Source organism: Streptomyces sp. NPDC029216 (assembly GCF_040648015.1).
Classification (GTDB): domain Bacteria; phylum Actinomycetota; class Actinomycetes; order Streptomycetales; family Streptomycetaceae; genus Streptomyces.
This window is the reverse complement of record NZ_JBEZWL010000106.1, coordinates 1-26079: the sequence shown is the minus strand read 5'-3', so window position 1 is coordinate 26079 and position 26079 is coordinate 1. Positions and strand designations below refer to the sequence as shown.

The following is a 26079-nucleotide window of genomic DNA, read 5'->3' as shown; positions in this document are numbered from 1 at the left end:
GGCGCACCGGGCGGGCGCCCGCGCCGCCCTCGCGGCCGCGCGCGGCCTCGACCCGGCCGCCGCCCGCCGGGTGCTCGCCCCCACCGGGTACGCGGCCCCCTACCTCCCGCCGCCGTACGGGCGCGGCGCCGGCCCCGCCGAGCAGATCGTGATCCAGCAGGAGCTGAAGGAGGCCGGCGTCAAGGTCGCCGACCTCGGGATCGCCACCTGGATCGTGCCCTCCCTGATCGCCTACGGCAGCGAGGAGCAGCGCGAGGCCCACGTCCTGCCCACCCTGCGCGGGGACACCACCTGGTGCCAGCTCTTCTCCGAGCCGGGCGCGGGCTCCGACCTGGCCTCCCTGCGCACCAGGGCCGAGCGGACCGAGGACGGCTCCTGGAGGATCAACGGACAGAAGGTGTGGACGAGTTCCGCGCACACCGCCGACTTCGGGATCCTGCTCGCCCGGACCGACCCGCAGGCGCCCAAGCACCGGGGGCTCGGTTACTTCGTGGTCGACATGAAGAACACCCCCGGGATCGAGATCCGCCCCCTCAGGGAGATCACCGGGGACTCCCTCTTCAACGAGGTCTGGTTCGAAGACGCCCTGCTGCCGGCCGGCGCCCTGGTCGGCGAGGCGGACGGCGGCTGGAAGGCCGCCCGCAACACCCTCGGCAACGAACGCGTCCACATGGCCGACCAGATGACCTTCGACACTCCCCCCGGGCCTGGCGGCCCGGGAGGTACCCCCAGCCTGGAGGCCCTGATCGCCGCCTCCGCCGGCCTCGACGCCTCGTACGGGGCCCGGATCGGCGCGCTCGCCGCCGAGGCCCACGCGCTCGCCTGCATCGGGCTGCGCACCACCCTCCAGCAGGTGTCCGGGCTGGAACCGGGCGCGGGCGCCTCCGTACGCAAGCTGGTGCAGACCCCCCACCAGCAGCGGACCGCCGAGCTGGCGCTCGAACTGCTGGGCCCGGCGGGCGCGGTGCGGGAGGGGGCGGGCGAGAGGGCGGTGCACGGGATGCTGATGTCGCGCTGCCTGACCATCGCCGGGGGCACCACACAGGTCCAGCTCAACGTCGTCGCCGAGCGGATCCTCGGCCTCCCCAGGGAGTAGGAGTCAGCACAGATGAAGTCGTACATCGTGGGCGTCGGCATGACGAAGTTCGAGAAGCCGGAGTCGCGGGACTGGCAGTACTGGGACATGGTGCGGGAGGCCGGCGGTGCGGCGCTCGCGGACGCCGGCGTGGACTACGGGCTCGTGGAGCAGGTGCCCGTGGGCTACTGCTTCCAGCCCTCCACCGCCGGGCAGCGGGCGGCGTACGAACTGGGCCTGACCGGGGTCCCCGTCTACAACGTCAACAACAACTGCGCGACCGGCTCGACGGCGCTGATGATGGCCCGCCAGTTCGTTCAGGGCGGCATCAGCGACTGCGTGCTGGCGCTCGGCTTCGAGAAGATGAAGCGCGGCGCCCTGGGGGGAGGGGCCGACGGAGGCGACTTCGCGACGTCCCCGGTCGCCCGGCACTACGGGATCATGGCCGCCGCGCACGGCTTCGAGATGTCCCCGCCCACCGCGCAGATCTTCGGGAACGCGGCCCGCGAGCACATGGAGCGGTACGGGACCACGCCCGCGCAGCTCGCGGCGGTCGGCGCGAAGAACCACCGGCACTCCGCGAACAACCCGAACGCGCAGTTCCAGGACGTGTACACGGTGGAGGAGGTCCTCGCCGCCAAGACCATCCACGACCCGCTGACCAAACTCCAGTGCTCGCCCACCTCCGACGGGGCGGCCGCCGCGCTCGTCGTCTCGGAGCGGTTCGTCGTGGCGCACGGGCTGCACGACAAGGCCGTCGAGATCGTCGCCCAGGCCATGACCACGGACACCGCGGAGAGCTTCGGCGGCTCGTGCATCGACGTGGTCGGCAAACCGATGACGGCTGCCGCCGCCCGCCGGGTGTACGAGGACTCCGGGCTCGGCATCGAGGACGTCGACGTGGTCGAGCTGCACGACTGCTTCTCGGTGAACGAGCTGCTGACGTACGAGGCGCTGGGCATGTGCGCGGACGGGGCCTCCGGCAAACTCGTCGAGAGCGGCGCCACGACGTACGGCGGCCGCTGGGTGGTCAACCCCTCGGGCGGGCTGATCTCCAAGGGCCACCCGCTGGGGGCGACGGGGCTCGCGCAGGCGGCGGAGCTGGTGTGGCAGCTGCGCGGCGAGGCCGGGGCACGGCAGGTCCCCGCCGCCCGGGTGGGCCTGGCCCACAACATCGGGCTGGGCGGGGCGGCGGTGGTGACACTGCTGCGTCGCTGACGGACCCGGGCCCGCGGCCCCGCGAGCGGCCGGCCGGGGCGTCAGGCGCGGACCAGGCCCGGCATCAGGCGGAGCGCGTTCTCCCGGTTGATGCCCCGGCGCTGCCGCACGGTGAGCGCCGGGTCGGCGGCCAGCGCGGGCACGGCCAGGTCCGCGACCACCCCGGCCGGGCAGGCCGGCCAGTCGCTGCCGAACAGGATCCGGGCGGGGTCCACGGTGGCCAGCAGGGTGCCGGCCGGGGAGAGCGGGCCGGCGGTGTCGTAGTAGAAGCGGTGCATGTGGTCCCGTACCGCCGCGGGCTCCACGGGCGGGTCGAAGGCGCCCGCGAAGGCCTCCATCCGGGTCGCGATCTGCGGGAGGAACCCGCCGCCGTGCGGCAGGATCACCGACAGGTTCGGGAAGCGGTCGAGGGTCCGGGTACGGATCATGTTGGCGGCGGCCCGGGTGGTGTCGAGCAGGAAGTCGCACAGGAAGTTCGGCAGCCCGGGCACGGCAGCGGGCCCCCCGGGCCCTCCGCCGGGCCCTCCGCCCGCACCCGCGGGCGCGTTCCCGCCCGGGCCGTGCGGCGAGACCGTGGGGTGGCCGCCGGCCGGGCCGTCCGGGAGGTTGTGGGGGTGGGTGTCCACGATCGCCGCGCGTTCGTCGAGTTCGGCGAAGACGCGGTCGTAGGCGGGGTCCCCGAGGTAGACCCCGCGGTAGTTGGCCGTCACGTTCACCCCCACCGCCCCCAGCTCGTCCAGGCCGCGCCGCAGGGTCCAGGAGGAGACCTCCTCCTCGTCGAGGAACAGGGGCGCGTGGAACGCGAACCGCCCCGGGTGCGCCTCCACCACCTCCGCCGCCGCCTCCAGCGTGACGGCGACCGCCTCCCGCAGCTGCGCGGGGCTCTCGTAGCGCGCGGGCAGCATCGGCTTCAGCACGGCCACCGCGATCCCGGCCCGGTCCATCAGCGCCAGCGCGCCCTCCGCTTCCCAGCCCGCCCACGGCGGCAGCGACCGCGGGCCCACCAGCCCCTGCCCCTCGGCCCACCGGCGCCAGGCCGGGGCGCAGAAGTGGTGGTGGACGTCGATCACCGCCCGGCTGCCGTCGTCCTGCTCCCCGGCCGCCGCGTCCGGACGTGCCGCTCCGCCGACGGCCAGGCCGCCCGCACCGTATTCCGGCATGTGCGCATTTCCCTCTCGTCGGCCCTGATCCCTAAAACCTCCGCACACCCTAGGAACGGTCACGGGAAACCGCCTCCCGGACATTCCGCAGGGGGCGGTTTCGGCTCCGAACGGGTCAATCGGGTTTCGCCCTCGATACGGCACGGGAAAGGAGCCGACTGTCAATTCCGGGATACCCGAAAGGTCTGGGCGCGTGACGACTGAACCGACTGCCGCGGTAGGTGACGGCCTCGCGCTGCACGAAGCGGTGGCGGCCGCGACGAAGAGCACCCCGGAATACCGGCAGTGCCCCTACCCCGTCTACCGCACCCTGCGCGAACAGGCCCCGATCGCCCGGCTCACCCCCGGCCACGGCGTGGACACGTACCTGATCACCCGCTACGACGACGCCCACGCCATCCTTGCCGACCCCCGCATCGGCAAGGACATGCACGAGGGCATCGACCTCTACCACGCCCTCTTCGGGGACCTGTGCGAGGCGCTCGACGACAACCTCCTGTTCGCCGACCCGCCCCGCCACACCCGGCTGCGCCACATCGCCAAGACCGCCTTCACCCCGCGCCACATCCACGCGCTGCGCCCCCACATCGAGGAGCTGGCGCACGGGCTGCTCGACCGCTGCCCGACGGACCGGCCCGTCGACCTGATGCAGGCCTTCGCCCTGCCGCTGCCCGTCATGGTCATCTGTGAGCTGCTCGGCATCGTCGGCGAGGAGCGGACCGAGGTCCTCAAGTGGTTCGCCGTCGTGACCCGCTCGCGGTTCAGCAAGGACCTCAAGGGCGACCTGGAGGAGGCCGAGATCTGGCTGCGGGACTACTTCGCCCGGCACATCCACCGCACCCGGACGCAGCCCACCGACGACTTCCTGAGCATGCTGGTGGAAACGCCGCACGAGGACGAACCGCTGACCGACGACGAACTCGTGTCGATGATCTGGGTCCTGCTCTTCGCCGGGCACAAGACGACCACCCTCCAGATCGGCAATTGCGTCTTCAGCCTGCTCACCCACCCCGACCAGCTGCGCGCCGTCCAGGAGAACCGGGAACTGCTGCCGCAGGCGATCGAGGAAATGCAGCGTTTCGAGGGTTCGGTGGAAACCTCCACCTTCCGGTACGCGCTGGAGGACGTGGAAATCGGCGGGACGGTCATCCCGAAGGGCGCGGTCGTGCAGATCGCCCTTTCCTCCGCGAACCGCGACCCGGAGAAGTTCCCCGAGCCGGACACCCTGGACTTCACCCGCGAAGGCCTGCAGAGCAGCCACCTCGGCTTCGGTTACGGCGCCCACTACTGCCTGGGCGCCCCGCTGGCCCGGCTGGAGCTGGAGATCTGCCTGACGGCGCTGCTCGACCGCTTCCCCGACATGGTCCTGGCCATGCCGACGCCCGCGGAGGGCGACTGGCTCAAGGGGCCCTTCCCGGCCTTCCGCGGGCTGGAGAAGCTGCCCGTGGCCCTGGACCCCTCGCGGACGGTCGACGACTGGACCGCGGGGAACTGACCGGGGCCCGAGCCCCGAGGGGAGCCCTCCGCCGCTGACCGGCGGAGGGCTCCCGCACGCGTACGGGCCCGCCCGCGCCCGTCGGCGCAAGGGCCCGCCCGCGCCCGTCGGCGCAGGCCTCAGGGCCCGGCCAGTGCCGGGTCCACCACCGTCTCGCCCGACGAGGCCCGCCGCAGGTACTCCGCCAGCTCCTCGACCGGCCCGTCCCGCAGCACCAGCCCCGCCGCGCCCGCCTCCAGGGCCGCCTCCCGCAGCCCCGGGTGCGCCGAACCGGTGGCCACCAGGACGCGGCACTCCGGGTCCTCGGCCAGCAGGGCCGCCACCGAGGCGAGCTCCTCGACCAGCGCCACCGCCGGCCGCTGCGCCGGCGAGGCCACCACCTCGATGTCAGGCTGGAGGCCGAGGCGGACCGCGAGGGGCGGGTTCGGCGGGTCCAGCAGTACGCGCAGGGAGCGGGCGGGCCGATGGGCCACGGGCATCTCGTCCACCGCCGCAGGCTACCGGCCGCGGACCGGCCGACGGACCCGCAACACGCACCGCCACGACCATGTCTGACGAGGAGTCAGCACTCTTCCCAACTGCTGGGGCGTGCGTTATACATTCCCTCAGCCGACGCTAGAACGCGTTCTAGAACGGCCCCGCGTACGACCTCGGTGCGGTCGACGGTGCGGACGGCCGCACCGAGGTCTTCCACAGAGCAGAAGGAGCAGCATCCGGATGCCGATCGATGCCGCCAGGGCCCTCGCCGCCGACCCCCGCCAGGGGGAGATCGGCTGGGACCACAAGGACGTCCAGCTCTACCACCTCGGCCTCGGAGCGGGCCTCCCCGCGACCGACCCCGACGAACTCCGCTACACCCTGGAGTCCAAGCTCCACGTGCTGCCCAGCTTCGCGACCGTCGCGGGCGCCGGCATGGCCATGCTCGGCGGCCTCGCCGCCCCCGGCATCGAGGTCAACCTGGCGAACGTCCTGCACGGCGGGCACTCCATCGAGCTGCACCGCCCGATCCCCGTCGAGGGGCGGGCAACCTCCAGCTCCAAGGTCGCCGCCGTCTACGACAAGGGCAAGGCGGCCGTCATCGTGCTGCGCTCCGAGGTCGCGGACGCCGACGGGCCGCTGTGGACCAGCGACGCGCAGATCTTCGTCCGCGGCGAGGGCGGCTTCGGCGGCGAGCGCGGGCCCTCCGTCCGCGGCGAACAGCCCGACCGGGCCCCCGACCGGACCGAGGAGCGGCACATCCGTGAGGAGCAGGCCCTCCTCTACCGGCTGTCCGGGGACTGGAACCCGCTGCACGCCGACCCCGAGTTCGCCAAACTGGCCGGCTTCGACAAGCCGATCCTGCACGGCCTGTGCTCGTACGGGATGACCCTCAAGGCCGTCGTCGACACCGTCCTCGGCGGGGACGTCTCCCGCGTCCGCGCCTACCGCACCCGCTTCGCCGGGATCGTCTTCCCCGGGGAGACCCTGCGCATCCGGATGTGGCAGGAACCCGGCCGCGTCCTGGTCTCGGTGACCGCCGCCGAACGCGACGACGCCCCGGTCCTCGCCGACACCGTCGTCGAGCACGCGTAACCACAGGCACACCCCCTAAGGAGCCGCACCGTGCGCGCAGCACTGCTGAGCGAGATAGGCCAGGACAAGCTAGAGGTCGTCGACGACATGGAAGCCGTGGGCCTGGGCCCCGGCAAGGTGAGGATCCGCATCAAGGCCACCGGCCTGTGCCACTCCGACCTCTCCGCGATGAGCGGCGTACTGCCGCAGCCCGCCCCCTTCATCCCCGGCCACGAGGGCTCCGGGGTGATCACCGGCGTCGGCGAGGGGGTCACCGGCCACAAGGAGGGCGACCGGGTCCTCGTCTGCTGGCTGCCGCCGTGCGGGCACTGCGCCGCCTGCAAGCGCGGCCAGGGGCACCTGTGCCTGGAGAGCCTGGTCAACGCGGGCATCCCCAACTTCCGCCGGGCCGGCGGGGAGATCTTCGGCTTCGCCGCGACCGGCACCTTCGCCGAGGAGATCGTCGTCGCCGCCAACTGCGCCGTCCCGATCCCCGACGACGTCCCCTTCGACATCGCGGCGCTCATCGGCTGCGGCGTCACCACCGGACTCGGCGCGGCCATCAACACCGCCAAGGTGGAGGCGGGTTCCTCGGTCGCCGTCATCGGCTGCGGCGGCGTCGGCATCTCCGTCATCCAGGGCGCCAAGGTGCAGGGCGCGGCGCAGATCATCGCCGTCGACCCCGTCGAGTCCCGGCGCGAGGCGGCCCTGCGCTTCGGCGCGACGGAGGCCGTGGCCCCGGACGCCTTCGACGACGCCAAGGCCCGGATCACCTCCGGGGAGGGCTTCGACTACGTCTTCGAGGTCGTCGGCAAGTCCGTCACCGCCCGCACCGCCTACCAGATGACCCGGCGCGGCGGCTCGGTGGTGATCGTCGGGGCGGGAGCCCTCGACGACAACTTCCAGATCGACATGTTCTCGCTGTTCTTCGACGAGAAGAAGATCCTGCCCTCGATGTACGGGGGCGGCGACGTGCTCCGCTCCTACGCGCGCACCATCGCCCTGTGGCGGGCCGGCCGGATCGACCTGGCGGGCCTGATCACCCACCGGGTGCAGCTCGCCGAGATCAACGACGCCCTCGACCAGATGCGCACGGGCACGGCCCTGCGCACCTGCATAGAGATCTGAGAGGAATCCGGCACATGTCACTCCCACTTGAGGGGCTCAGCGCCATCGTCACCGGCGCCGGCCGCGGGCTCGGCCGGGCCGAGGCGCTCGAACTGGCCCGGCTCGGCGCGAGCGTGGTCGTCAACGACTTCGGCCAGAGCGGCCGCGACGGCTCCGGGGAGGCCTCGGCCGCACCGGCGGAGGAGGTCGCCGCCGAGATCCGCGCGGCGGGCGGGCAGGCGGTGGCGCACCTCGGGGACGTGGCCGACTTCGCGCAGGCGCGGGAGCTGGTCGACCTGGCCGTCTCCAGCTTCGGGAAGCTGGACGTCCTGGTCAACAACGCGGGGATCCTGCGCGACCGGATGGTCTTCTCCATGTCGGAGGACGAGTGGGACTCGGTGATCCGCGTCCACCTCAAGGGCCACTTCAACACCACCCACTTCGCCTCCGCGCACTGGCGGGAGCGCTCCAAGGCGGCGGGCGGCCCGGTGTACGGGCGGATCGTCAACACCTCCTCCGAGGCCTTCCTCGGCGGTTCGGCGGGCCAGCCCAACTACGCGGCGGCCAAGGGCGGCATCGTGGGCCTGACCACCTCGACCGCCCTGGCCCTGGCCAAGTACGGGGTGACGGCCAACGCCATCTGTCCGCGGGCCCGCACCCGGATGACCGAGGACGTCTTCGCGGGCTTCCAGGTCCCGGAGGAGGGCCGGCTCGACCCGCTCGCCCCCGAGCACGTCGCCCCGCTGGTCGGCTACCTCGCCTCGCCGGCCTCGGCGAAGGCGAACGGCCAGCTGTTCGTGGTGCACGGCGGGATCGTCGTGGTGATGGAACGCCCCCGGGTGGCGGCGAAGTTCGACACGGCGAAGGAGGTCTTCTCCTTCGAGGAGCTCGACTCCCTCCTCAGCCCGCACTACGCCTCCCGCCCGGCGAACGAGACCTTCGCGGCGGCCGAGGTCCTGGGCCTCAAGCACGATTAGCCCCCGGCCGGGCCCGCCCCGCGGTCACCGGCCGCCGGCCCGCCTCAGCGCAGGAAGGCCAGCGGGCCGTGCAGGTCGGCGGGGCCGCGGTAGTGGACCCCGGTCATACCGAGCGCGACGGCCGCCTCCACGTTCTCCAGCCGGTCGTCCACGAACAGGCAGCGCTCCGGGGCGGCGCCCGCCCGCCCGGCGGCGATGGCGTAGATCTCGGGGTCGGGCTTGGCCACCCCCTCCAGGGCGCTGCTGACCACGTGGTCCGCGAGGTCCGCCAGCCCCATCGCCGCCAGGTCCTCCTCCAGACCCAGGGCGGCGTTGGTCACCAGCACCAGCGAGAGCCCGGCCGTGCGCGCCCCGCGCAGGACGGAGACCACCGTCGCGTCGGCCGTGAAAGGCGACCGGGCCAGGGCCGTCGCCAGTTCCCGTGCCCGGTCCCCGGGGAGCGGGACGTCGTCGCCGAGCCGGTCGGCGACGGCCTCCACCCACTGGTCCTTGGTGATCTGCCCGAGCACCAGCGGCCCGCAGCGCTCCGGGTGGAAGGCCACCGCCGCCGTCGTTCCCTCCGGCAGGCCGGCCGCGCGTTCCAGGGCGGCCAGCCGGGTGGAGTCGTAGAAGCGGATGACGTCGTCGAGGTCGCACAGGACCGCGTCGAAGGGCCGGGCCGCATCCGGGGCGTCAGGGTTCGTCATGCCCCTTCCCTATCACGGGAGTTCGTACGGGATCAGCCCAGCGGGGCCTGCTGGAGCGGTACCGGGCGGGTGGGCGGCTTCGGGGGCGGGTCCAGGTGTACGGGGGGCGGCGGGGCCGCCGGCTGGCTCAGGCTCACGATGCCGCAGGGGACCTCCGGGGTGGCGTACGGGAGCCGCAGCCGGCCCTCCGGGGTCCACAGGCCGGTGCCGAGCCAGCCCGCCGGAGCGCCGAGCCGGAACACGTACCGGTCGGCCGGCCGCCACAGGGCCAGGCCCGACCCGCCCACGCGCAGGGCCACCCCGCAGGTCTCCGGCATCAGGACCTGGCCCGGCTGCACCGCGAAGGGGTGGGCGTCGTCCAGCCGCAGGCACTCCGGGAAGCGGACCGGGCGGGCGCTGCCCAGCACCCCCCAGCCGAGCCGGGGCTCGCCCGGGGCGTCCGAGCGGATCAGCAGCAGCCCGCTGTCCGGGGCGGCCATCAGCAGCCGGTCGTCGCTGTCCTCGGCGATCTGGAGGAGCGGGGTGACCACCCCGCCCCGGGCCAGGTCCACGGCGACGGCCTTGACGCGCCCGTCCTGCTCGCGGTCCAGGGACAGCAGCCGGCCCGAGCGGTCCAGCCAGACCCCGCCGGAGCAGCGGCCCGGGAGGACGGCGGCCCGCCTCGGCCCGTCGGAGCCGTGCCCGGCGACCTGCCAGACGGTGGTCTCCCCGTGCCCGACCGCCAGGGCGTAGGCGGCGGCCCCGTCGGGGGACGGCGGCAGCAGCCGGACCCGCAGGCCCTCCTCGGCGTCGACCCCGCCGAGCTGGAGCTGCCCGGTGCAGGGGCCGGCGTCGGCGCCGGGCGAGCGGGGGCCCGTCCAGGTGCCGGAGGGGTACAGCAGGGCGAACGCGTGCCGGCCGGCGACCCGGCGGTGGATCAGCACCCGCCCGTCGGCCAGCGGCAGCACCTCGCTGTCGGCCTCCTCCGGCTGCGAGAGCGGCAGCGGGACCGCGTACGGCTCCGGCCCGCCCAGCGTCCAGCGCTCCGGATAGCGGGCCTCGCCCTCCCCGGCCAGCCGCGCGGCGTACGCCCCGTCGGCGGTGACCGCGAGGGGGGCGGTCGTGGTCATCTCGGTGGCACAGACAGTCATCCGGCCGTCACCTCCGGGGAGGAAACTAGGTTTCACACTTCGGGCCGGACACCACGACCCCGCACGCTTCACACGTACGGGTGGTGCCCCCGCAGTTCTCCGGTGGCGGAGGGGGCGATTGTGCTGTTGATATCGGGGCGTTTGGGGTCAGAGGTGGTAAGCCTTGCCTCACCGTGCGACGGCCGGGCCAGGGGAGGGCGTCCCGAGCCGCCTCCGGGGGACAGGCTCGGCGGTCGCCACGGACGGTAGCCTTGGCCCGTGCCCTCTCTCTCTGAAGTCATCGCCGCGCTGGACGCTCTCTGGCCGCCCTCGCGGGCCGAGCAGTGGGACGCCGTCGGCACCGTCTGCGGCGACCCCGACGCCGAGGTCACCCGGGTGCTGTTCGCCGTGGACCCCGTACAGGAGATCGTCGACGAGGCGGTCAAGCTCGGCGCCGACCTCGTCGTCACCCACCACCCCCTCTACCTGCGGGGCACCACCACCGTCGAGGCGGGCACCTTCAAGGGCCGCGTCGTGCACACGCTGATCAAGAACGACATCGCGCTGCACGTCGCCCACACCAACGCCGACACCGCCGACCCCGGGGTCTCCGACGCCCTCGCCGGCGCCCTCGACCTGCGCGTCACCGGCCCCCTGGTGCCCGACCCCACCGACCCGTCCGGCCGCCGCGGCCTGGGCCGGATCTGCGAGCTGGACCGCCCCGAGACCCTGCGCGAGTTCACCGCCCGCGCCGCCGCCCGGCTCCCGCGCACCGCCCAGGGCATCCGCGCCGCCGGCGACCCCGACGCGCTGATCCGCACCGTCGCCGTCAGCGGCGGCTCCGGCGACAGCCTCTTCGCGCAGGTCCGCGCCGCCGGCGTGGACGCCTTCCTCACCGCAGACCTGCGCCACCACCCGGTGTCCGAGGCCCGCGAGCAGAGCCCGCTCGCCCTCGTCGACGCCGCCCACTGGGCCACCGAATGGCCCTGGTGCGAGCAGGCCGCGGCCGAGCTCGACGCCGTCTCCGAGCGCCACGGCTGGGGTCTGCGGACCCACGTCTCGCGCACGGTCACCGACCCGTGGACGGCGCACGCGCCGTCCGGAACCACCCCTTCTAGTTCCTCTGGAGCCCCCAACTGAACGCCGAGCCCGCCGACCAGATCCGACTCCTCGACATCCAGGCCCTGGACATCCGGCTGTCGCAGCTCGACCACAAGCGCAACTCGCTGCCCGAGCACGCCGAGGTCGACTCCCTGACCAAGGACCTCAGCCAGCAGCGCGACCTGCTCGTCGCCGCCCAGACGCAGGCCAGCGACGCCGCCCGTGAGCAGACCAAGGCGGAGCAGGACGTCGACCAGGTGCGCCAGCGCGCGGCCCGGGACCAGCAGCGCCTGGAGTCGGGCGCGGGCATCTCCGCCAGGGACCTGGCGAACCTCCAGAGCGAGGTCGCCTCGCTCGCCAAGCGGCAGGCCGACCTGGAGGACGTGGTCCTGGAGGTCATGGAGCGCCTGGAGGGCGCGCAGGAGCGCGTCACGGAGATCACCGAGCGCGTCGCCGCGCTGGAGTCCAAGCTGACCGACGCCACCGCGCGCCGCGACGCCGCCACCGGTGAGCTCGACGCCGAGGCCGCGAAGATCGCCAAGGACCGCGAGGTCATCGTCGGCTCCATGCCGGCCGACCTGATGGCCCTGTACGAGAAGATCCGCGTCAAGCAGGGCGGGGTCGGCGCCGCGCGCCTGTACCAGCGCCGCTGCGAGGGCTGCCGCCTGGAGCTCGACATGGCCGAGGTCAACGAGATCAAGGCCGCCGCCCGCGACCAGATCGTGCGTCACGACAACTGCGGCCGCATCCTGGTCCGTACGGCGGACTCGGGCATCTGATGCCGCGTTTCGTCGTGGAGGCCGACGGCGGCTCCCGGGGCAACCCGGGTCCCGCCGGCTACGGCGCGGTCGTCCTGGACCCGGTCACGGGCGAGACCCTGGCCGAGCGCGCCGAGTTCATCGGCGTCGCGACGAACAACGTCGCCGAGTACAAGGGCCTGATCGCGGGCCTGAAAGCCGCCCGCGAGCTGGCCCCGGACGCGGTGGTACGGGTCCGGATGGACTCCAAGCTCGTCGTGGAGCAGATGTCGGGCCGCTGGAAGATCAAGCACCCCGACATGAAGCCGCTCGCGGCGGAGGCGGCGACGATCCTGCCGCGCGGGCAGGTCACGTACGAGTGGATCCCGCGCGAGCGCAACAAGCACGCGGACCGTCTCGCCAACGAGGCGATGGACGCGGGCCGCCACGGCAAACAGTGGGAACCCGCCACCTCCACGGCGGACCTCGCCCCGTCCGGACCCCCGGGTGACGCCGCGAAGGGCGCGGCCGCGGTCCGCGCCGCCCTGGCCGCAGGCGGCTCCGCCGCCGCGGCGGGAGCTCGCGAGGCCGCGTCCGCCGGGGCCGTGGCCGCGTCCGGCGCGATCGCCTCCGGTACCGCCGCCGACGTGCGCGCGGCCCGTAGCGCGGCCGCCGGAGCGGGGACGCTCTTCGGCGAAGCCGCCGACGTCCGCTCCGCCGGTGGCGCGGCCGCCTCGGAAGCGGACACGCTGTTCGGGGGAGCCGAGGCCCGCACGACGGCCCCGGCCGGCGCACCCGCCCCGGGCTCCGGCCCGGCTCCGGTGACCGGCCACGCCGGGACCCTCGCCCCGGAGGCCGCCCCGGCCGTAGTCGGCCAGACCCGGTCCGCCGCCGGAGGAACGGGGTGGGGCGGGCCCGACATGGGGACGCCCGCCACCTTCGTGCTGCTGCGGCACGGGGAGACCGCCCTGACCCCGCAGAAGCGGTTCTCCGGGAGCGGGGGCACCGACCCCGAGCTGTCCCCGGCCGGGCGCCGGCAGGCCACCGCCGTGGCCGAGGCGCTGGCCGTGCGGGGGACCGTGCAGGCCGTCGTCAGCTCGCCGCTGCGCCGCTGCCGGGAGACCGCCCAGGCCGTGGCCGACCGCCTCGGGCTGCCCGTCGTCGTCGAAGAGGGCCTGCGCGAGACCGACTTCGGCGCCTGGGAGGGCCTGACCTTCGCCGAGGTGCGGGAGCGCTTCCCCGACGACCTCCAGGCCTGGCTGGACTCCCCGAAGGCCGCCCCCACGGGCGGCGGCGAGAGCTTCGCCGCCGTCACCCGCCGGGTCTCGGCCACCCGGGACCGGCTGCTGTCCGCGTACGCGGGCCGCACGGTGCTGCTGGTCACGCACGTGACCCCGGTCAAGACGCTGGTCCGCCTCGCGCTGGGCGCCCCACCGGAGTCCCTGTTCAAGATGGAGCTCTCCGCGGCCTCCCTCTCGGCGGTGGCCTACTACGCCGACGGCAACGCCTCGGTCCGGCTGCTCAACGACACCTCGCACTTGCGCTGACCGCCGACGCGGCGGCGGGGAGGCGGTCAGTCCCCGCCGTCCGCGTCGCCGCCGCCGCGGTTCAGGCCCCGCCGCCGGTTCCGGCCGGCCGCGCGTACCGCCGAGCCCAGGCCCAGCGTGACCCGCGCGACGACGCGCACCCACCCCGGCCCGCCGCGGTCCGCCCACACCACGCACACGGCCCCGCCGACCGCCAGCACCAGCAGCAGACCCAGTACGAGCGTCATCCGCTCCCCACCCTTTCCAAGTCCGGGATGCACAACGCCCCGGACCGGGAATCCCGGTCCGGGGCGTTCGGCAGGACGAGCCGGCCTGTACGCCGGGTTCTGTCGCCCGGAGACCTCGCGGTCGCCGGGGAGACGGCCATCCATCTAGGACCGGCGTTGCCGCCGGCCTCGTGCGGTCTACCCGCGAACTCGGGCGGGCAGCCCTCGAACGTTCGCGCAGACCCGTCCGGGGACGGATCCTCTTGACCTTGCTCCGGGTGGGGTTTACCTAGCCGCCTGAGTCACCTCAGGCGCTGGTGGTCTCTTACACCACCGTTTCACCCTTACCGGGGACCGAAGCCCCCGGCGGTCTGTTTTCTGTGGCACTGTCCCGCGGGTCACCCCGGGTGGGCGTTACCCACCACCCTGCCCTGTGGAGCCCGGACGTTCCTCGGCGGGATCCGAAGACCCCGACGCGGCCGCCCGGCCGACTCGTCTGTCGTGCCGACCATGCTACCGGCTGCCGGCGGCGGCTTGACCTTGACCGCCCTGCGCGAGGCCAACCGCCACGGCTCAGGCCGGGGCGAAGAGGATCTTGGCCGTGCCCGGGTTGGCCTGGGTCAGGCGGACGCGGATGCGTTCGCCGAGCGGGAGGTCCGCCGACGGGGACTTGATCCGGCCGACCACCGCCGGATCCTCCAGGTGGACCGTCCCGGTCCGTGGCTCCCGTTCCTCCACGTCGATGACCGTGGCGTCGAAGGTGTCCCCGACGCGGTCCTTGAGCAGGGCCGCCTCGACCAGGTCCACGCACTCCCGCTCCACGGAGTTGGCCAGCCGGGCGCCCTCCTGCATCTCCGCCGGCAGCACCGCCAGGGCCTCCAGCGCCCACGAGGGCGGTTCGGCCCCCGCCACCGCCGCCACGCACAGCTCGCCGGTGAAGCGGTCGACGAGCCTGCGCAGCGGGGCCGTGCAGTGCGCGTACGGCGCCGCGACCGCCGCGTGCACGGCGGGGTCGGGCCGCTCGCCGCCGGTGAACACCGTGTACCCGGCGCCGCGCAGCAGGGCCGTGCACTCCTGGAGGAACGCGGCGTGCGCCGGGATCCGCGGGTCCAGGGAGCGCACCAGCCGGGCGTACGGCACGTGGTGCGGCCAGTCGATCCGCAGGGCCTTCGCGGCCCGCCGCAGCCGGCCCACCGCACCGTCGGGGGCGGCCGGCAGGGTGCGCAGGATCCCGGTACCGGAGGCCAGCATCAGGTCGGCGGCGACCATGCCCGTCATCAGGGAGATCTGGGCGTTCCAGCCGTCGGCCGGGAGCGGCGCCCGGTAGGCCAGGCCGTACGAGCCGTCCCGTTCGACGACCTCCTGCTCGGGCACGTTCAGGGAGATCCCGCCGCGCTCGGTCTCCAGGGCCTCGCGCAGGGTCCCGATGACCTTCAGCAGGGCCAGGGCGGGCTCGGCGGTGCCCGTGTCGATGGCCTTCTGCACGCCGTCGTAGTCGAGTTTGGCCCGGCTGCGGACCAGGGCCCGGTGGACGTCGGTGGTGACGACCCGGCCCTCGGCGTCCAGGTCGAGCCGCCACAGCAGCGCCGGACGCGGCCGGTCCGGCAGCAGGCTGGCCGCTCCCTCAGAGAGCACCGGCGGGTGCAGGGGGACCCGGCCGTCGGGGAAGTAGAGGGTGGTGACCCTGCGGTGGGCCTCCGCGTCGAGGGCGCCCCCGGGGGTGACGAAGGCGGCGACGTCGGCGATGGCGTAGTGGACGCGGTAGCCGCCGCCCGCCCGCTCCGCCAGGTGCATGGCCTGGTCGAGGTCCACGGAGGCCGGCGGGTCGATGGTGAAGAAGGGGATGTCCGTGGCGTCCTCGGCGGGCAGCCGGGGAGCGGCGGCTGCCCGCTCGGCCTCGGCGAGCACCTCCGCCGGGAAGGCGTCGGGCACACCCAGTCGCGTCCGCAGCTCACGCAGCGCGGCGCCGAGGGCGGCACCGTCCGCACCGGCCATGTGCATGTGACGGCGTGGCATGGACCGAGCGTATGTCCTGCCCGGGCGTTCTTCTCGGCGGCCGCGCGTGCGGGTGTCCGGATTTCCGCGCCGCGGTCCGGTGAGCGGAACACGGCGCGGAAACGGCCGCCCACGACGACGTGAAACCTCCTGGAACGAGGAGCCGGGCCGGGGCGCAATGTGGTGGACGGATCACCCTGACTCATCGGAGTCGATCGGAACTCATCCACGGGGCGGGACATGCTGTTGCGGATTCACTTCACGGGAGCCGACCTGCTGCGCACGAGCGTGGCCGGCAGGCCGGACCCGCTGTGGGAGACGGTACTGAGCCTGCGCATGCTCCAGCACCGCACCGGCCACCCGGCGACCGAGGTCTGGAGCCGCGCGGTCCGGGCCCGGCAGGCCGACAACCTGAGGACCCTGCTGCCGCTGGTGCGCCCGCGCGGCTACTTCCCCGACTTCCTCACCCCCTCCGACGGCTCCCCGGACATCGAGCACGGCCTCGACGCCCTCACCGCCACCCCGGCCCGCCACCTGCGCGGCGACCTGGCCGTCCTCGCCGGCGGCGGCACCCTCCCGTCCTGGACGGAGGACCTCGCCGCGGGCCGCCCCGACGCGCTGCGGAGCCTCGCCGGGGCCCTGCGCGGCTACTACGCGGCGGCGGTGGCGCCCCTGGAACAGACGATGCGGACGACGGTCCGGGCGGAGTACGCGGCGCAGGCGAAGGCGGCGGCCGAATCCGGGATCGAGGGCGTCCTGTCGGGACTGGGGCCGGGGATGCGGTGGAAGCCGCCGGTGCTCGAAGTCCAGTACCCGGTGGACCAGGAGCTGCACCTCAACGGGCGCGGCCTGCTCCTCGTCCCCACCCTGTTCCGCACCCGCACCCCGGTGTCGCTCCTCGACCCGGAACTCCCGCCGGTGCTCACCTATCCGGCACGGCGCACCGTCTCCCCGGAGGAGTCCGCCGGAAGGAAGCTCGTGCCCTTGATCGGGCGCACCCGCACGGAGATCCTGCACCACACCTCGGAGGGCTCCCTCAGCACCTCGGAACTCGCCCGGCTGGTGGGCATGTCGCAGGCCTCGGTCAGCCACCACACCTCGGTCCTGCGCGCGGCGGGCCTGATCAGCTCGACCCGGCACCGCAACTCGGTCCTGCACACGGTGACCTCGCTGGGCTCCCTGCTACTGCGCGGATGAGGCCGCGTCCAGGTCTTTCGAACCTCCTCGAAACACCTGGACGGTGCGGGGCGCCGCGGCGGACAGTCGGTCCAGCACCACGGCACGCAGGGCAGGGCGGCACCGCCCACCACGACCCCCCACAGGCGGCCACGGTCCGCCCCCGGCCCCACCGGCCCGGGCGCGGCCGTGGCCGTTCGCCCGTGACCGGCCGACGGCGGGCCGTCTACCCTGGCTGACCGGGGGCCGCACCCCCCGCGTCGTGCCATCGATAGGAGAACCACCGTGCTCGTGCTGCTGCCGCCCTCCGAGGGAAAGGCCGCCGGCGGCTCCGGCGCACCGCTCGACCCCGCGTCGCTGTCGCTGCCCGGGCTGGCCGGGGCGCGGGCGGCCGTGCTGGAGGAGCTGGTCGAGCTGTGTGCGGCGGACGAGCTCAAGGCGCGTGAGGTGCTGGGGCTCAGCGAGGGGCTGCGCGGCGAGGTCGCGAAGAACGCCGCGCTGCGGTCGGCGCCGGCCCTCCCGGCGGGGGAGATCTACACCGGGGTCCTCTACGACGCCCTGGGCCTGGCGGACCTTCCCGCCCCGGCGCGGGCGCTGTCCGAGCGGACGCTGCTGGTGTTCTCGGGGCTGTGGGGTGCGGTGCGGGTGACGGACCGGATCCCGTCGTACCGGTGCTCGATGGGCGTGAAGCTGCCGGCGCTGGGCGCGCTGGGCGCGTACTGGCGCACGCCGATGGCGGAGGTGATGCCGGAGGCGGCGGGGGACGGGCTGGTGCTGGACCTGCGGTCGTCGGCGTACGCGTCGGCGTGGAAGCCGAAGGGGGAGACGGCGGGGCGCACGGCCACGGTGCGGGTGCTGCACTCGCAGATCGTGGACGGGGTGGAGAAGCGGTCGGTGGTGAGCCACTTCAACAAGGCCACGAAGGGGCGCCTGGTACGGGACCTGCTGCTGGCCGGCGCCGAGCCGACGGGGCCCTCGGAGCTGGTGGCCGCGCTGCGGGACCTGGGCTACACGGTCGAGGGCGAGGCCCCGGCGAAGGCGGGTCGGGCCTGGCCCCTGGACGTGGTGGTCACCCAGATCCACTGACCCCGTACGTGCGCTTCGCGCCCGTACGGGGCGGGAGCGGCTACCGGCCCAGGGGCCAGGCGACCGTCGACGGGGCCTGGTCTGCCGCGCCGGCGTACTGGGCGCACGCGTCCGTGAGGGTTTCCAGGAGGGTCAGGGGGTCCGGGAGCGGGTGGCGGACGTCGCGCACCCAGGTCACGGAGAAGTCGCCGGGGAGGGCGGCCGGGGGGAGCAGGACGTAGCTGCCGCGGCAGTGCCAGCGCAGGCCGGGGTGTTCGTCCATCGTCTCGGGATGGCAGTCCAGCTCACACGGCCACCACTCGTCCTCGTCCTCGGGCGTACCCCGGGTGGCCGTGAAGAAGAGCATCCGGGCCTGGTCGCCCGTACCCCCCGACTCGGCGACCGGGCCGACCTCGACGCCGGCGGCGAGCAGCCGCTCCAGCGCGCTGCGGCCGGCTTCGAGGGGGACGTCCAGGACGTCGTGGACCATGCCGGTCGCGGTGATGAAGTTGGCCTGGGGCTGGTTGCGGGCCCAGCGCTCGATCTGGGCGCGGTCGGTGGTCGACTGGGTCTGCCAGGCGAAGGAGACCGGGTGCCGGGCGGGCGTGGGACAGCCGATGCGGTCGCACGAACAGCGGTAGCCGGCGGGATGGGCGGCCGGGGCGACCGGGAGTCCGGCGGCGGCGACGGCCAGGAGGAGCGCTTCGCGTTCCCTGCCGGGGTCCTCGGGAGCGGCTTTCGAGCGGCGGCGCAGCCACTGGGAAATCCTGCTCTGCTCGCCGCGTTTGACGCGGCCGGACTCAGACCCCATCTATCCCCTCACCTCACCGTTGCCCCGGCAGACCATTCCATGGTCCCACCATCCCGGGGGCCGGGTGACCGCACCCCCCATTCCCCACCCCGCGCCTACTTCCCGCCAAAAACGCACAATCCGGCCATATGTTCTCGGTCTTGCCGAGGTCGCGGGGTGTCCGGCTATCGGACGGTGACTTATGCCACGCCGCCCGCGCCGCCCACGCCGCCCAGCACGGAATCCACCAGCGCGTCCGTGAAGGCGTGCGACAGCGGTGCCGTCCGCAGCAGCCACCGGTGCGTCAGCGGCCCCACCAGCATCTCCGTCACCAGCCGGACATCGGCGTCCGCCGCGAGCTGGCCGGCCTCCTGACCCGCCCGCAACCGGGCCTCGTACAGGGCGAGCTGGGGCTCCAGCAGCTGCTCGTTGAAGCGCGCCGCCAGGTCGGGGTCGGTCGCCCCGGCCGCGGTCAGGGCGCGCGTGGGGGCCTCGTAGCGGGGGTCGGCGAACTGGTCCACGGTGGCCCGCAGGACGGACTTCAGGTCGGCCGCCAGGTCACCCGTATCGGGGAACCCGGACCACCCCGTGTCCGTCCAGGCCCCCCCGGCCAGCGCCAGCGAGGCGTCCAGCAGGACGGCCGCCTTCGAGGGCCACCAGCGGTAGATGGTCTGCTTGCCCACCCCCGCGCGGGCCGCGATGGCCTCGATGGTCAGCTTGTTGTAGCCGATCTCGCCGACGAGGGCGAGGGCGGAGTCGAGGATGGCGCGCCGGGAGCGCTCGCTGCGGCGGCTGGAGTCGGGGGACTTGCTCATCGGGCCAACGTACCAACTCCGGCGAGACGTCTCGTCTCACATCCGTTGTGGTAAACCACCCGATCGGTTCACTGCGCGCCCGCACCCTGAGGAGAGACGATTCTCTCCGTACACACCCGTACCGTGAGTCCGCAGTCGTGAGGAGCCTTCTTTGCGCAGAGACGCCACACCCCGGCGCTACCTGATGTGTGCGCCCGCACACTTCAAGGTCACGTACTCCATCAACCCGTGGATGGACCCCACGAAACCGGTGGACCTGCCCCTCGCACTCGCCCAGTGGGAGGACCTGAGGGACCGCTACCTCTCCCTCGGCCATACCGTCGAGACCCTGGAGCCGGACCCGGGCCTGCCCGACATGGTCTTCGCCGCGAACGGCGCCCTCGTCGTCGACGGCCGGGTCCTCGGCGCCCGCTTCGCCTACCCGGAACGCACCGCCGAGGCGGAGATCCACCTCGACTGGTTCCGGGCCCACGGCTTCACCGACATCCACGAGCCCTCGCACGTCAACGAGGGCGAGGGGGACTTCGCCGTCACCGCCAGCTGGATCCTGGCGGGCCGGGGCTTCCGCTCCAGCCCGCTCTCGCACGACGAGGCGCAGGAGTTCTTCGGCCGCCCCGTCATCGGCCTCGACCTGGTGGACCCGCGCTACTACCACCTGGACACGGCGCTGTGCGTGCTCGACGGCGACGAGATCATGTACCACCCGCCGGCCTTCTCCCCGGGCAGCCAGGCCGTCCTGCGCCGGCTCTTCCCGGACGCCCTGCTCGTCGACTCCCCGGACGCGGCGGCCTTCGGCCTGAACTCGGTCTCGGACGGCCGGCACGTCCTGCTCCCGCAGGGCGCGACCGGACTGCTGGCGCCGCTGCGCGCGCGAGGGTTCGAACCGGTCCCGATGGACCTGGGCGAGCTGCTCAAGGGCGGCGGCAGCGTGAAGTGCTGCACCCAGGAGCTGCGGCCCTAGAGGTCCCCCTCCGGGTCGGCGGGGGGCCACTGCTCGCCCCACTCGGCGTCGCGGGCGGCCTTGTAGAGGTCGCCGTGGCGCTTGGTGACGGTGGCCCGGCCCAGCCCCGACTCCTGCGGACCGCACAGGTCCAGCAGGACGAGGCCCTTCCGGATCTGCGGCCTGCGCGTGATCCGGGAGGGGACGGGCGTCGCGGGGAAGCGGGTGGCGGCGACGTAGCTGAACTTCTCGTCCTCGTACGGGAGGGAGCCGCCCTTGACCTTCCGGTGCAGGGAGGAGCGGCTGACCCGGGCCGAGAAGTGGCACCAGTCCTGGCCGACCTCGATCGGGCAGGTCCCGTCGTGCGGGCAGGGCGCGGCCACCTCCAGTCCGGCGGCGATCAGCTGGTCGCGGGCCTCGCGGATGCGCAGGTAGCCCTCGGGCGTGCCCGGCTCGATCAGGACGACGGCCTGCCCGGCGCGGGCCGCCTCCGCGACGACAGCCTGGCGGGCCTGCGGGGTCAGTTCGCCCAGCACGTACGAGACGGTGACCAGGTCCGCGTCAGGGAGGCTGATCCCGGTCCCGATGACGGCCCGGCGCCAGTCGGCGGTGCGCAGGGCGTCCGAGGAGGAGCGGGCGGCCAGCTCCCTGCCGAGGGCGAGGGCCGGCTCCGCCCAGTCCAGCACGGTGGTCGCGCGGGGCCCGTCCCAGGTGGCGTCCACCGCCCAGGTCGCGGCTCCCGTCCCGCCGCCCACGTCCACGTGCGAGGCCGGTACCCACTCCGGCGCGGCCTCCGCCAGCCCGTCCAGCGCGGAGCGCACGGCCTCGAAGGTGGCCGGCATCCGGTACGCCGCGTACGCCGCGACGTCGGAGCGGTCGCGCAGCACGGGGGCGTCGGTGGGGGTGGTGCCCCGGTAGTTGGCGATGAGCCGCTCGACGGCGGCCGCGGCCTGCTTCGGCGGGAGTCCGTCGAGCAGCCCGCCGAGGGCGCTGCGGAGGGTTTCGGCGGTGGTGGGGGCGGTGGCGTTCACCAGCGAAGTTTACGGCGCGGCCCGGTCGGCCGGTACGGCCATGGGCTCGCGCTCCCGCCAGGGTCGGCACATCGTGAGGAAGCAGCCGGCCGCCAGCAGCGAGCAGCTCAGCTGGACCAGGGCCATGGGCACGGCCGTCTGCTCGCCCGCGATCCCCACCAGCGGCGAGGCCACGGCTCCGACCAGGTAGGAGGAGGTGCCGAGCAGCGCGGACGCCGATCCGGCGGCGTGCGGGGTGCGCATCAGGGCCTGGGCGTTGGTGTTGGGCAGGACCAGGCCCATCGCCGACATCAGCACGAACAGCGCGGCGGCGACGGGGACCAGCCCGACCTTCCCGAAGGCTCCGGAGGACATCAGCAGCAGGGCCACGGAGGCGGTGGTGATCACGGCGATCCCGCAGGCCAGGACCTTGTCCAGGCTGACCCGGCCGACCAGCAGCTTGCCGTTGACCTGCCCGGTGGCGATCAGGCCGACGGAGTTGAGGCCGAACAGCAGGCTGAAGGTCTGCGGGGAGGCCCCGTAGATCTCCTGCACGACGAAGGGCGAGGCGGAGATGTACGAGAAGAGCACTGCGAAGGCGAACCCGCCGGCCAGCGTGTACCCGGCGAAGACCCGGTCGGCGAGCAGCCCCCGCATGGTCCGCAGGGCGGTGCCGACGCCGCCGGTCTGGCGCCGCCCGGGCGGCAGCGTCTCGGCGAGGCCGCGCCAGACCATCAGGGTCAGCGCGAGGCCGACGGCGGTGAGGACGACGAAGACCCCGCGCCAGTCCGCGAACCGGAGCACCTGGCCGCCGATGAGCGGCGCGATGATCGGGGCGGCCCCCGATATCAGCATCAGGGTGGAGAAGAACCGGGCCATCTCGACCCCGTCGTACAGGTCGCGGACGACGGCCCGGGCGATGACGATGCCCGCGGAGCCGGCCAGGCCCTGGAGCAGCCGGAAGCCGATCAGCAGCTCGGCGGAGGGGGCGAGGGCGCAGATCGCGGTGGCGAGGACGTAGACGGCCATGCCGGCCAGCAGGGGCCGGCGGCGTCCCCACCTGTCGCTCATGGGGCCGACGACCAGCTGGCCCAGCGCCATGCCGGCGAGGCAGGAGGTGAGGGTGAGCTGGATGGTGGCGGCCGGGCTGCCCAGGGCCGAGGTCACCTCCGGCAGGGCCGGCAGGTACATGTCCATGGAGAGCGGCGCGAGGGCCGTGAGGCCGCCGAGGACGAAGGTGACCAGCAGACCGGTACGGCGTGCCGCCGTCAGGGGGGCGGCGGGGGAGGCGGTCGCGGGGGACGGCTCGTGCGAGGGGGCCGCCGAGGGGCCTCTCTCCGGCATACGGAACTCCAGTCTTTTGATCTGCTTTATGCACCCCTGACCGACCCATGCTCTCAGCTGTCGGAACGTTCCGGGCCGGATGTCCGCTGTGACGTACTCTGCGGCCCCATGAGCGCACGTGGGAACAAGATCGCTGTAGTGACCGGGGCCGGCTCCGGCATCGGCCGCTCCGTGGCCCTGGCCCTGGCCGGGGCCGGCTGGTCGGTGGCCGCGGCCGGGCGCCGGACCCAGCCCCTGGAGGAGACCGCCGCCGCGGCGGGCGAGGGCGCGGACGTCCTCCCGGTCCGGGCCGACGTGAGCGACCCGGGGGACGTGACCGCGCTGTTCGAGACGGTCCGGGCCCGCTACGGACGCCTCGACCTCCTCTTCAACAACGCCGGCACCTTCGGCCCGGCCGGGGTACCGCTGGAGGACATCGCGTACGAGGACTGGCGCCAGGTCGTCGACGTCAACCTCACCGGCTCCTTCCTCTGCGCGCAGGGGGCCTTCCGGGTGATGAAGGAACAGGACCCGCAGGGCGGCCGCATCATCAACAACGGCTCCATCTCGGCCCACGTCCCGCGCCCCCACTCGATCGCCTACACGGCGACCAAGCACGCCATGACGGGCCTGACGAAGTCGCTGTCGCTGGACGGCCGGCCCTACCGGATCGCCTGCGGCCAGATCGACATCGGCAACGCGGCCACGGACATGACGGCGCGCATGCAGACGGGCATCCTCCAGGCGAACGGGCAGCTGGCGGTGGAACCCGTGATGGACGCGGCGGACGTCGCCCGCACGGTCCTGCACATGGCGGAACTCCCGCTGGAGGCGAACGTCCAGTTCGCCACGGTGATGGCCACCGCCATGCCCTACATCGGCCGCGGCTGACACCCCCGGCGCACGAGGAACGGCGCCCGGTTCGTCCCCGCGGAGGGGGGAGCGAACCGGGCGCCGTGTCATGGGGGGCCGGGCTACTTCACCGCGGCCGGGGTCCCGGCCGCGCCGCGTACCCGCGCCGGGAGGAGGAACAGGGTCAGGACCGCCGCCAGGTACAGGGTCCAGACGACCAGCTGCGCCACCGTCGGGTCCGGCTGGAAGTTGAAGACGCCCTTCAGCAGGACCCCGTACCAGCTGTCCTGCGGGACCGCCGAGCTGATGTCGAACGCCTTGTTCTGCAGGCCGCCCAGGAAGCCCGCCTCCTGGAGGTCGTGGACCCCGTACGCGAGGACGCCCGCCGCGACGATCACCAGCATCCCGCCCGTCCACGTGAAGAACTTCGACAGGTTGATCTTCAGCGCGCCCCGGTAGAACAGCCAGCCCAGGACGATGGCGGTCGCGATGCCCAGCAGGACCCCGATCAGCGGCGCGGAGGAGCCCTCACCGCTGGCCCGTACGGACGCCCACACGAACAGCGCCGTCTCCAGGCCCTCGCGGCCCACCGCCAGGAAGGCGGTGGCGACCAGCGCGCCGGTGCCCATCGCGAGCGCCGCGTCCAGCTTCCCCTGCAGCTCGCTCTTCAGGTGCCGGGCGGTCTTCTTCATCCAGAAGACCATCCACGTCACCAGGCCGACCGAGATGATCGACAGGCTGCCGCCGAGCAGCTCCTGTGCCTCGAACGTCAGCTCCTGCGTGCCGAAGGTGAGCAGTGCGCCGAACGCCAGCGAGAGCGAGCAGGCGATGGCGATGCCCAGCCACACCGGACGCAGCGCAGCCCGGTTCCCGGTCTTCACCAGGTAGGCGACCAGGATGCAGACGACCAGGCTCGCTTCGAGCCCCTCGCGCAGGCCGATCAGATAGTTGCCGAACACGGCGTTTCCTCTCCGGAGGGGACTACGCGAACAGCGTCCGGCCCCACCAGTCGTCCTTGTCGCGGACGCCCGGCGGGACGGCGAAGACGGCCGAGCCCACGTGCTGGATGTACTCGTTCAGCGCGTCGTTCTTCGACAGCTGGCGCTGGATCGCGACGAAGCCCTTGCGGACGTCGCGCTGGTAGGCGAGGAAGAACAGGCCCGCGTCGAGCCGGCCCAGGCCGTCCGTGCCGTCGGTGAAGGAGTAGCCGCGGCGCAGGATCGTCGCGCCGTTGTTGCTGTCCGGGTGCGCGAGGCGCACGTGCGAGTCCGGCTTCATCGCCTTCAGGAACGGCTCGTCGCGCTCCTTGGACTTGCCGACCGGCGCGCCCTCGCCCTTGTCGCGGCCGAAGATGTCCTCCTGCTCCTGCAGGGAGGTGCGGTCCCAGGTCTCGATGTGCATCCGGATGCGCCGGGCGACCAGGTACGAGCCGCCGGTCATCCAGTCGCTGCCGTCGCCGGCGCCGACCCACACGTGCTTGTCCAGGGCGGCGGTGTCGGTGCCCGAGATGTTCCGGGTGCCGTCCTTGAAGCCCATCATGTTGCGCGGGGTCTGCTCGTCGGGCGTGGTCGAGGAGGTCTTGCCGAAGCCGAGCTGCGACCAGCGCACCGCGACCTTGCCGAAGCCGATGCGGGCCAGCTGGCGGATGGCGTGCACCGCGACCTGCGGGTCGTCGGCGCAGGCCTGGACGCACAGGTCGCCGCCGGAGCGGGCCTGGTCCAGGTTGTCGCCGGGGAAGGCCTCCAGGTCCACGAGGGCCTCGGGGCGCTTGCCGTCCAGGCCGAAGCGGTCCTTGGCGAACAGGCCCGGGCCGAAGCCGATGGTCAGGGTCAGGCGGGAGGGCTTGAGGCCCAGCGCCTCGCCGGTGTCGGTCGGCGGGGCCTCGGGCACGCCCTCGTACACGTCACCGACCGGCAGGCCGGCCGTCATCAGCCGGGCCGCGGCCGTCCACTCCTTGAGGAGCTTGACGAGCTCCTCGCGGTCCTTCGTCTTCACGTCGAAGGCCGCGAAGTGCAGCCGGTCCTGGACGGCGCTGGCGATACCGGACTGGTGCTCGCCGTGGAAGGGCACGGCCGCGCCGGCGGAGGCCGCCGGTGCGATGTCCGGGCCGCCGTTGAAGGCGGCGACGGCGCCGCCGGCCGCGG

At 73.7% G+C, this 26079-nt stretch carries 25 protein-coding genes and 1 other RNA gene; 13 read left to right on the top strand and 13 right to left on the bottom strand.

Annotation, left to right across the window (positions count from 1 at the left end):
• Positions 1-1096, top strand: a 1096-nt coding sequence (locus tag AB0F18_RS28870; protein ID WP_362065885.1) for an acyl-CoA dehydrogenase family protein, incomplete at its 5' end; no start/stop codon positions are given.
• A gap of 12 nt (positions 1097-1108) precedes the next feature.
• Positions 1109-2293: a lipid-transfer protein gene (locus AB0F18_RS28865; RefSeq protein ID WP_362065883.1), complete on the top strand. Its 1185-nt coding sequence runs from the start codon at positions 1109-1111 to the stop codon at positions 2291-2293.
• Between the two features lie 41 nt (positions 2294-2334).
• Here AB0F18_RS28865 and AB0F18_RS28860 read toward each other — a convergent pair whose 3' ends face one another.
• On the bottom strand, positions 2335-3453 hold the full coding sequence (locus AB0F18_RS28860; RefSeq protein ID WP_362065881.1) for an amidohydrolase family protein: 1119 nt from the start codon (positions 3451-3453) through the stop codon (positions 2335-2337).
• Positions 3454-3646: 193 nt separating this feature from the next.
• Between AB0F18_RS28860 and AB0F18_RS28855 the strand changes: the two genes are divergently transcribed.
• Positions 3647-4948 carry a cytochrome P450 gene (locus AB0F18_RS28855; RefSeq protein ID WP_362065879.1) on the top strand — a complete coding sequence of 434 codons (1302 nt, stop codon included), beginning with the start codon at positions 3647-3649 and terminating at the stop codon, positions 4946-4948.
• Positions 4949-5067: 119 nt separating this feature from the next.
• Here the strand turns inward: AB0F18_RS28855 and AB0F18_RS28850 are convergent, their stop codons facing one another.
• The gene (locus AB0F18_RS28850) at positions 5068-5427 is read right to left on the bottom strand and encodes a DNA-binding response regulator (protein WP_362065889.1); all 360 of its coding nucleotides are present in this window, start codon (positions 5425-5427) and stop codon (positions 5068-5070) included.
• Positions 5428-5665: 238 nt separating this feature from the next.
• Here AB0F18_RS28850 and AB0F18_RS28845 point away from each other — a divergent pair, with 238 nt between their 5' ends.
• The 3 genes from AB0F18_RS28845 to AB0F18_RS28835 are packed head-to-tail and all read left to right on the top strand — an operon-like array spanning position 5666 to position 8583.
• A complete protein-coding gene (locus AB0F18_RS28845; protein WP_362065877.1) occupies positions 5666-6520 on the top strand; it encodes a MaoC/PaaZ C-terminal domain-containing protein in 855 nt (284 codons plus the stop codon).
• A gap of 30 nt (positions 6521-6550) precedes the next feature.
• Positions 6551-7627 carry a Zn-dependent alcohol dehydrogenase gene (locus tag AB0F18_RS28840; RefSeq protein WP_362065875.1) on the top strand — a complete coding sequence of 359 codons (1077 nt, stop codon included), beginning with the start codon at positions 6551-6553 and terminating at the stop codon, positions 7625-7627.
• Between the two features lie 14 nt (positions 7628-7641).
• A complete protein-coding gene (locus tag AB0F18_RS28835) occupies positions 7642-8583 on the top strand; it encodes a 3-oxoacyl-ACP reductase (RefSeq protein ID WP_362065873.1) in 942 nt (313 codons plus the stop codon).
• Positions 8584-8627: 44 nt separating this feature from the next.
• Here the strand turns inward: AB0F18_RS28835 and AB0F18_RS28830 are convergent, their stop codons facing one another.
• Entirely contained in the window at positions 8628-9269 is a 642-nt protein-coding gene (locus tag AB0F18_RS28830; RefSeq protein ID WP_362065871.1) for an HAD-IA family hydrolase, read from the bottom strand.
• A 32-nt stretch (positions 9270-9301) separates the two neighbouring features.
• Positions 9302-10399, bottom strand: a complete 1098-nt coding sequence (locus AB0F18_RS28825) for a hypothetical protein (RefSeq protein WP_362065869.1) — start codon at positions 10397-10399, stop codon at positions 9302-9304.
• A gap of 258 nt (positions 10400-10657) precedes the next feature.
• Here AB0F18_RS28825 and AB0F18_RS28820 point away from each other — a divergent pair, with 258 nt between their 5' ends.
• From AB0F18_RS28820 to AB0F18_RS28810, 3 genes are read left to right on the top strand one after another with little or no spacing between them, the layout of a single operon-like run.
• Positions 10658-11518: a Nif3-like dinuclear metal center hexameric protein gene (locus tag AB0F18_RS28820; protein ID WP_362065867.1), complete on the top strand. Its 861-nt coding sequence runs from the start codon at positions 10658-10660 to the stop codon at positions 11516-11518.
• On the top strand, positions 11515-12258 hold the full coding sequence (locus AB0F18_RS28815) for a C4-type zinc ribbon domain-containing protein (RefSeq protein WP_362065887.1): 744 nt from the start codon (positions 11515-11517) through the stop codon (positions 12256-12258). Before AB0F18_RS28820 ends, AB0F18_RS28815 begins: the two co-directional genes overlap by 4 nt.
• Entirely contained in the window at positions 12258-13763 is a 1506-nt protein-coding gene (locus tag AB0F18_RS28810; protein WP_362065865.1) for a bifunctional RNase H/acid phosphatase, read from the top strand. The genes AB0F18_RS28815 and AB0F18_RS28810 overlap by 1 nt, the downstream gene beginning before the upstream one ends.
• Positions 13764-13789: 26 nt before the next feature.
• Here the strand turns inward: AB0F18_RS28810 and AB0F18_RS28805 are convergent, their stop codons facing one another.
• From AB0F18_RS28805 to AB0F18_RS28795, 3 genes are all read right to left on the bottom strand, one after another.
• The gene (locus tag AB0F18_RS28805; RefSeq protein ID WP_362065863.1) at positions 13790-13990 is read right to left on the bottom strand and encodes a hypothetical protein; all 201 of its coding nucleotides are present in this window, start codon (positions 13988-13990) and stop codon (positions 13790-13792) included.
• A gap of 72 nt (positions 13991-14062) precedes the next feature.
• Positions 14063-14464: RNase P RNA component class A (rnpB, locus tag AB0F18_RS28800), an RNA gene on the bottom strand.
• Positions 14465-14542: 78 nt separating this feature from the next.
• Complete coding sequence (locus AB0F18_RS28795) at positions 14543-15985, bottom strand: RNB domain-containing ribonuclease (RefSeq protein ID WP_362065861.1); 1443 nt, start codon at positions 15983-15985, stop codon at positions 14543-14545.
• A gap of 219 nt (positions 15986-16204) precedes the next feature.
• Between AB0F18_RS28795 and AB0F18_RS28790 the strand changes: the two genes are divergently transcribed.
• Positions 16205-17161 carry an ArsR family transcriptional regulator gene (locus tag AB0F18_RS28790; RefSeq protein WP_362065859.1) on the top strand — a complete coding sequence of 319 codons (957 nt, stop codon included), beginning with the start codon at positions 16205-16207 and terminating at the stop codon, positions 17159-17161.
• 264 nt (positions 17162-17425) lie between these two features.
• Entirely contained in the window at positions 17426-18226 is an 801-nt protein-coding gene (gene yaaA / locus AB0F18_RS28785) for a peroxide stress protein YaaA (RefSeq protein ID WP_362065857.1), read from the top strand.
• Positions 18227-18266: 40 nt separating this feature from the next.
• On the opposite strand, the gene AB0F18_RS28780 is transcribed toward yaaA, so the two are convergent.
• Positions 18267-19016 carry a bifunctional DNA primase/polymerase gene (locus AB0F18_RS28780; protein WP_362065855.1) on the bottom strand — a complete coding sequence of 250 codons (750 nt, stop codon included), beginning with the start codon at positions 19014-19016 and terminating at the stop codon, positions 18267-18269.
• A 179-nt stretch (positions 19017-19195) separates the two neighbouring features.
• The gene (locus AB0F18_RS28775) at positions 19196-19810 is read right to left on the bottom strand and encodes a TetR/AcrR family transcriptional regulator (protein WP_362065853.1); all 615 of its coding nucleotides are present in this window, start codon (positions 19808-19810) and stop codon (positions 19196-19198) included.
• A gap of 151 nt (positions 19811-19961) precedes the next feature.
• On the opposite strand from AB0F18_RS28775, the gene ddaH reads away from it, so the two are divergent.
• Positions 19962-20771, top strand: a complete 810-nt coding sequence (ddaH, locus tag AB0F18_RS28770) for a dimethylargininase (RefSeq protein ID WP_362065851.1) — start codon at positions 19962-19964, stop codon at positions 20769-20771.
• Here ddaH and AB0F18_RS28765 read toward each other — a convergent pair.
• Both AB0F18_RS28765 and AB0F18_RS28760 read right to left on the bottom strand, forming a co-directional pair.
• Entirely contained in the window at positions 20768-21781 is a 1014-nt protein-coding gene (locus AB0F18_RS28765) for a small ribosomal subunit Rsm22 family protein (RefSeq protein ID WP_362065849.1), read from the bottom strand. The two genes, ddaH and AB0F18_RS28765, sit on opposite strands and share 4 nt — an antisense overlap.
• Positions 21782-21790: 9 nt before the next feature.
• On the bottom strand, positions 21791-23104 hold the full coding sequence (locus tag AB0F18_RS28760) for a multidrug effflux MFS transporter (RefSeq protein WP_362065847.1): 1314 nt from the start codon (positions 23102-23104) through the stop codon (positions 21791-21793).
• A 108-nt stretch (positions 23105-23212) separates the two neighbouring features.
• Here AB0F18_RS28760 and AB0F18_RS28755 point away from each other — a divergent pair, with 108 nt between their 5' ends.
• Positions 23213-23974, top strand: a complete 762-nt coding sequence (locus AB0F18_RS28755) for an SDR family oxidoreductase (RefSeq protein ID WP_362065845.1) — start codon at positions 23213-23215, stop codon at positions 23972-23974.
• 83 nt (positions 23975-24057) lie between these two features.
• Here the strand turns inward: AB0F18_RS28755 and efeU are convergent, their stop codons facing one another.
• Both efeU and efeB read right to left on the bottom strand, forming a co-directional pair.
• Positions 24058-24894, bottom strand: a complete 837-nt coding sequence (gene efeU / locus AB0F18_RS28750) for an iron uptake transporter permease EfeU (RefSeq protein WP_362065843.1) — start codon at positions 24892-24894, stop codon at positions 24058-24060.
• A gap of 22 nt (positions 24895-24916) precedes the next feature.
• The coding region (gene efeB, locus AB0F18_RS28745) for an iron uptake transporter deferrochelatase/peroxidase subunit (protein WP_362065841.1) at positions 24917-26079 on the bottom strand (1163 nt) is incomplete at its 5' end.

What these genes read in the sequence shown, in the direction of transcription:
- AB0F18_RS28810 (WP_362065865.1), top strand. Translation starts at nt 12,258, where the DNA reads ATGCCGCGTTTCGTCGTGGAGGCCGACGGCGGCTCCCGGGGCAACCCG.
- AB0F18_RS28780 (WP_362065855.1), bottom strand. Translation starts at nt 19,016, where the DNA reads ATGGGGTCTGAGTCCGGCCGCGTCAAACGCGGCGAGCAGAGCAGGATT.
- AB0F18_RS28860 (WP_362065881.1), bottom strand. Translation starts at nt 3,453, where the DNA reads ATGCCGGAATACGGTGCGGGCGGCCTGGCCGTCGGCGGAGCGGCACGT.
- AB0F18_RS28865 (WP_362065883.1), top strand. Translation starts at nt 1,109, where the DNA reads ATGAAGTCGTACATCGTGGGCGTCGGCATGACGAAGTTCGAGAAGCCG.
- AB0F18_RS28760 (WP_362065847.1), bottom strand. Translation starts at nt 23,104, where the DNA reads ATGCCGGAGAGAGGCCCCTCGGCGGCCCCCTCGCACGAGCCGTCCCCC.
- AB0F18_RS28835 (WP_362065873.1), top strand. Translation starts at nt 7,642, where the DNA reads ATGTCACTCCCACTTGAGGGGCTCAGCGCCATCGTCACCGGCGCCGGC.
- AB0F18_RS28790 (WP_362065859.1), top strand. Translation starts at nt 16,205, where the DNA reads ATGCTGTTGCGGATTCACTTCACGGGAGCCGACCTGCTGCGCACGAGC.
- AB0F18_RS28845 (WP_362065877.1), top strand. Translation starts at nt 5,666, where the DNA reads ATGCCGATCGATGCCGCCAGGGCCCTCGCCGCCGACCCCCGCCAGGGG.
- AB0F18_RS28755 (WP_362065845.1), top strand. Translation starts at nt 23,213, where the DNA reads ATGAGCGCACGTGGGAACAAGATCGCTGTAGTGACCGGGGCCGGCTCC.
- AB0F18_RS28830 (WP_362065871.1), bottom strand. Translation starts at nt 9,269, where the DNA reads ATGACGAACCCTGACGCCCCGGATGCGGCCCGGCCCTTCGACGCGGTC.
- AB0F18_RS28850 (WP_362065889.1), bottom strand. Translation starts at nt 5,427, where the DNA reads ATGCCCGTGGCCCATCGGCCCGCCCGCTCCCTGCGCGTACTGCTGGAC.
- AB0F18_RS28805 (WP_362065863.1), bottom strand. Translation starts at nt 13,990, where the DNA reads ATGACGCTCGTACTGGGTCTGCTGCTGGTGCTGGCGGTCGGCGGGGCC.
- AB0F18_RS28775 (WP_362065853.1), bottom strand. Translation starts at nt 19,810, where the DNA reads ATGAGCAAGTCCCCCGACTCCAGCCGCCGCAGCGAGCGCTCCCGGCGC.
- AB0F18_RS28825 (WP_362065869.1), bottom strand. Translation starts at nt 10,399, where the DNA reads ATGACTGTCTGTGCCACCGAGATGACCACGACCGCCCCCCTCGCGGTC.
- AB0F18_RS28795 (WP_362065861.1), bottom strand. Translation starts at nt 15,985, where the DNA reads ATGCCACGCCGTCACATGCACATGGCCGGTGCGGACGGTGCCGCCCTC.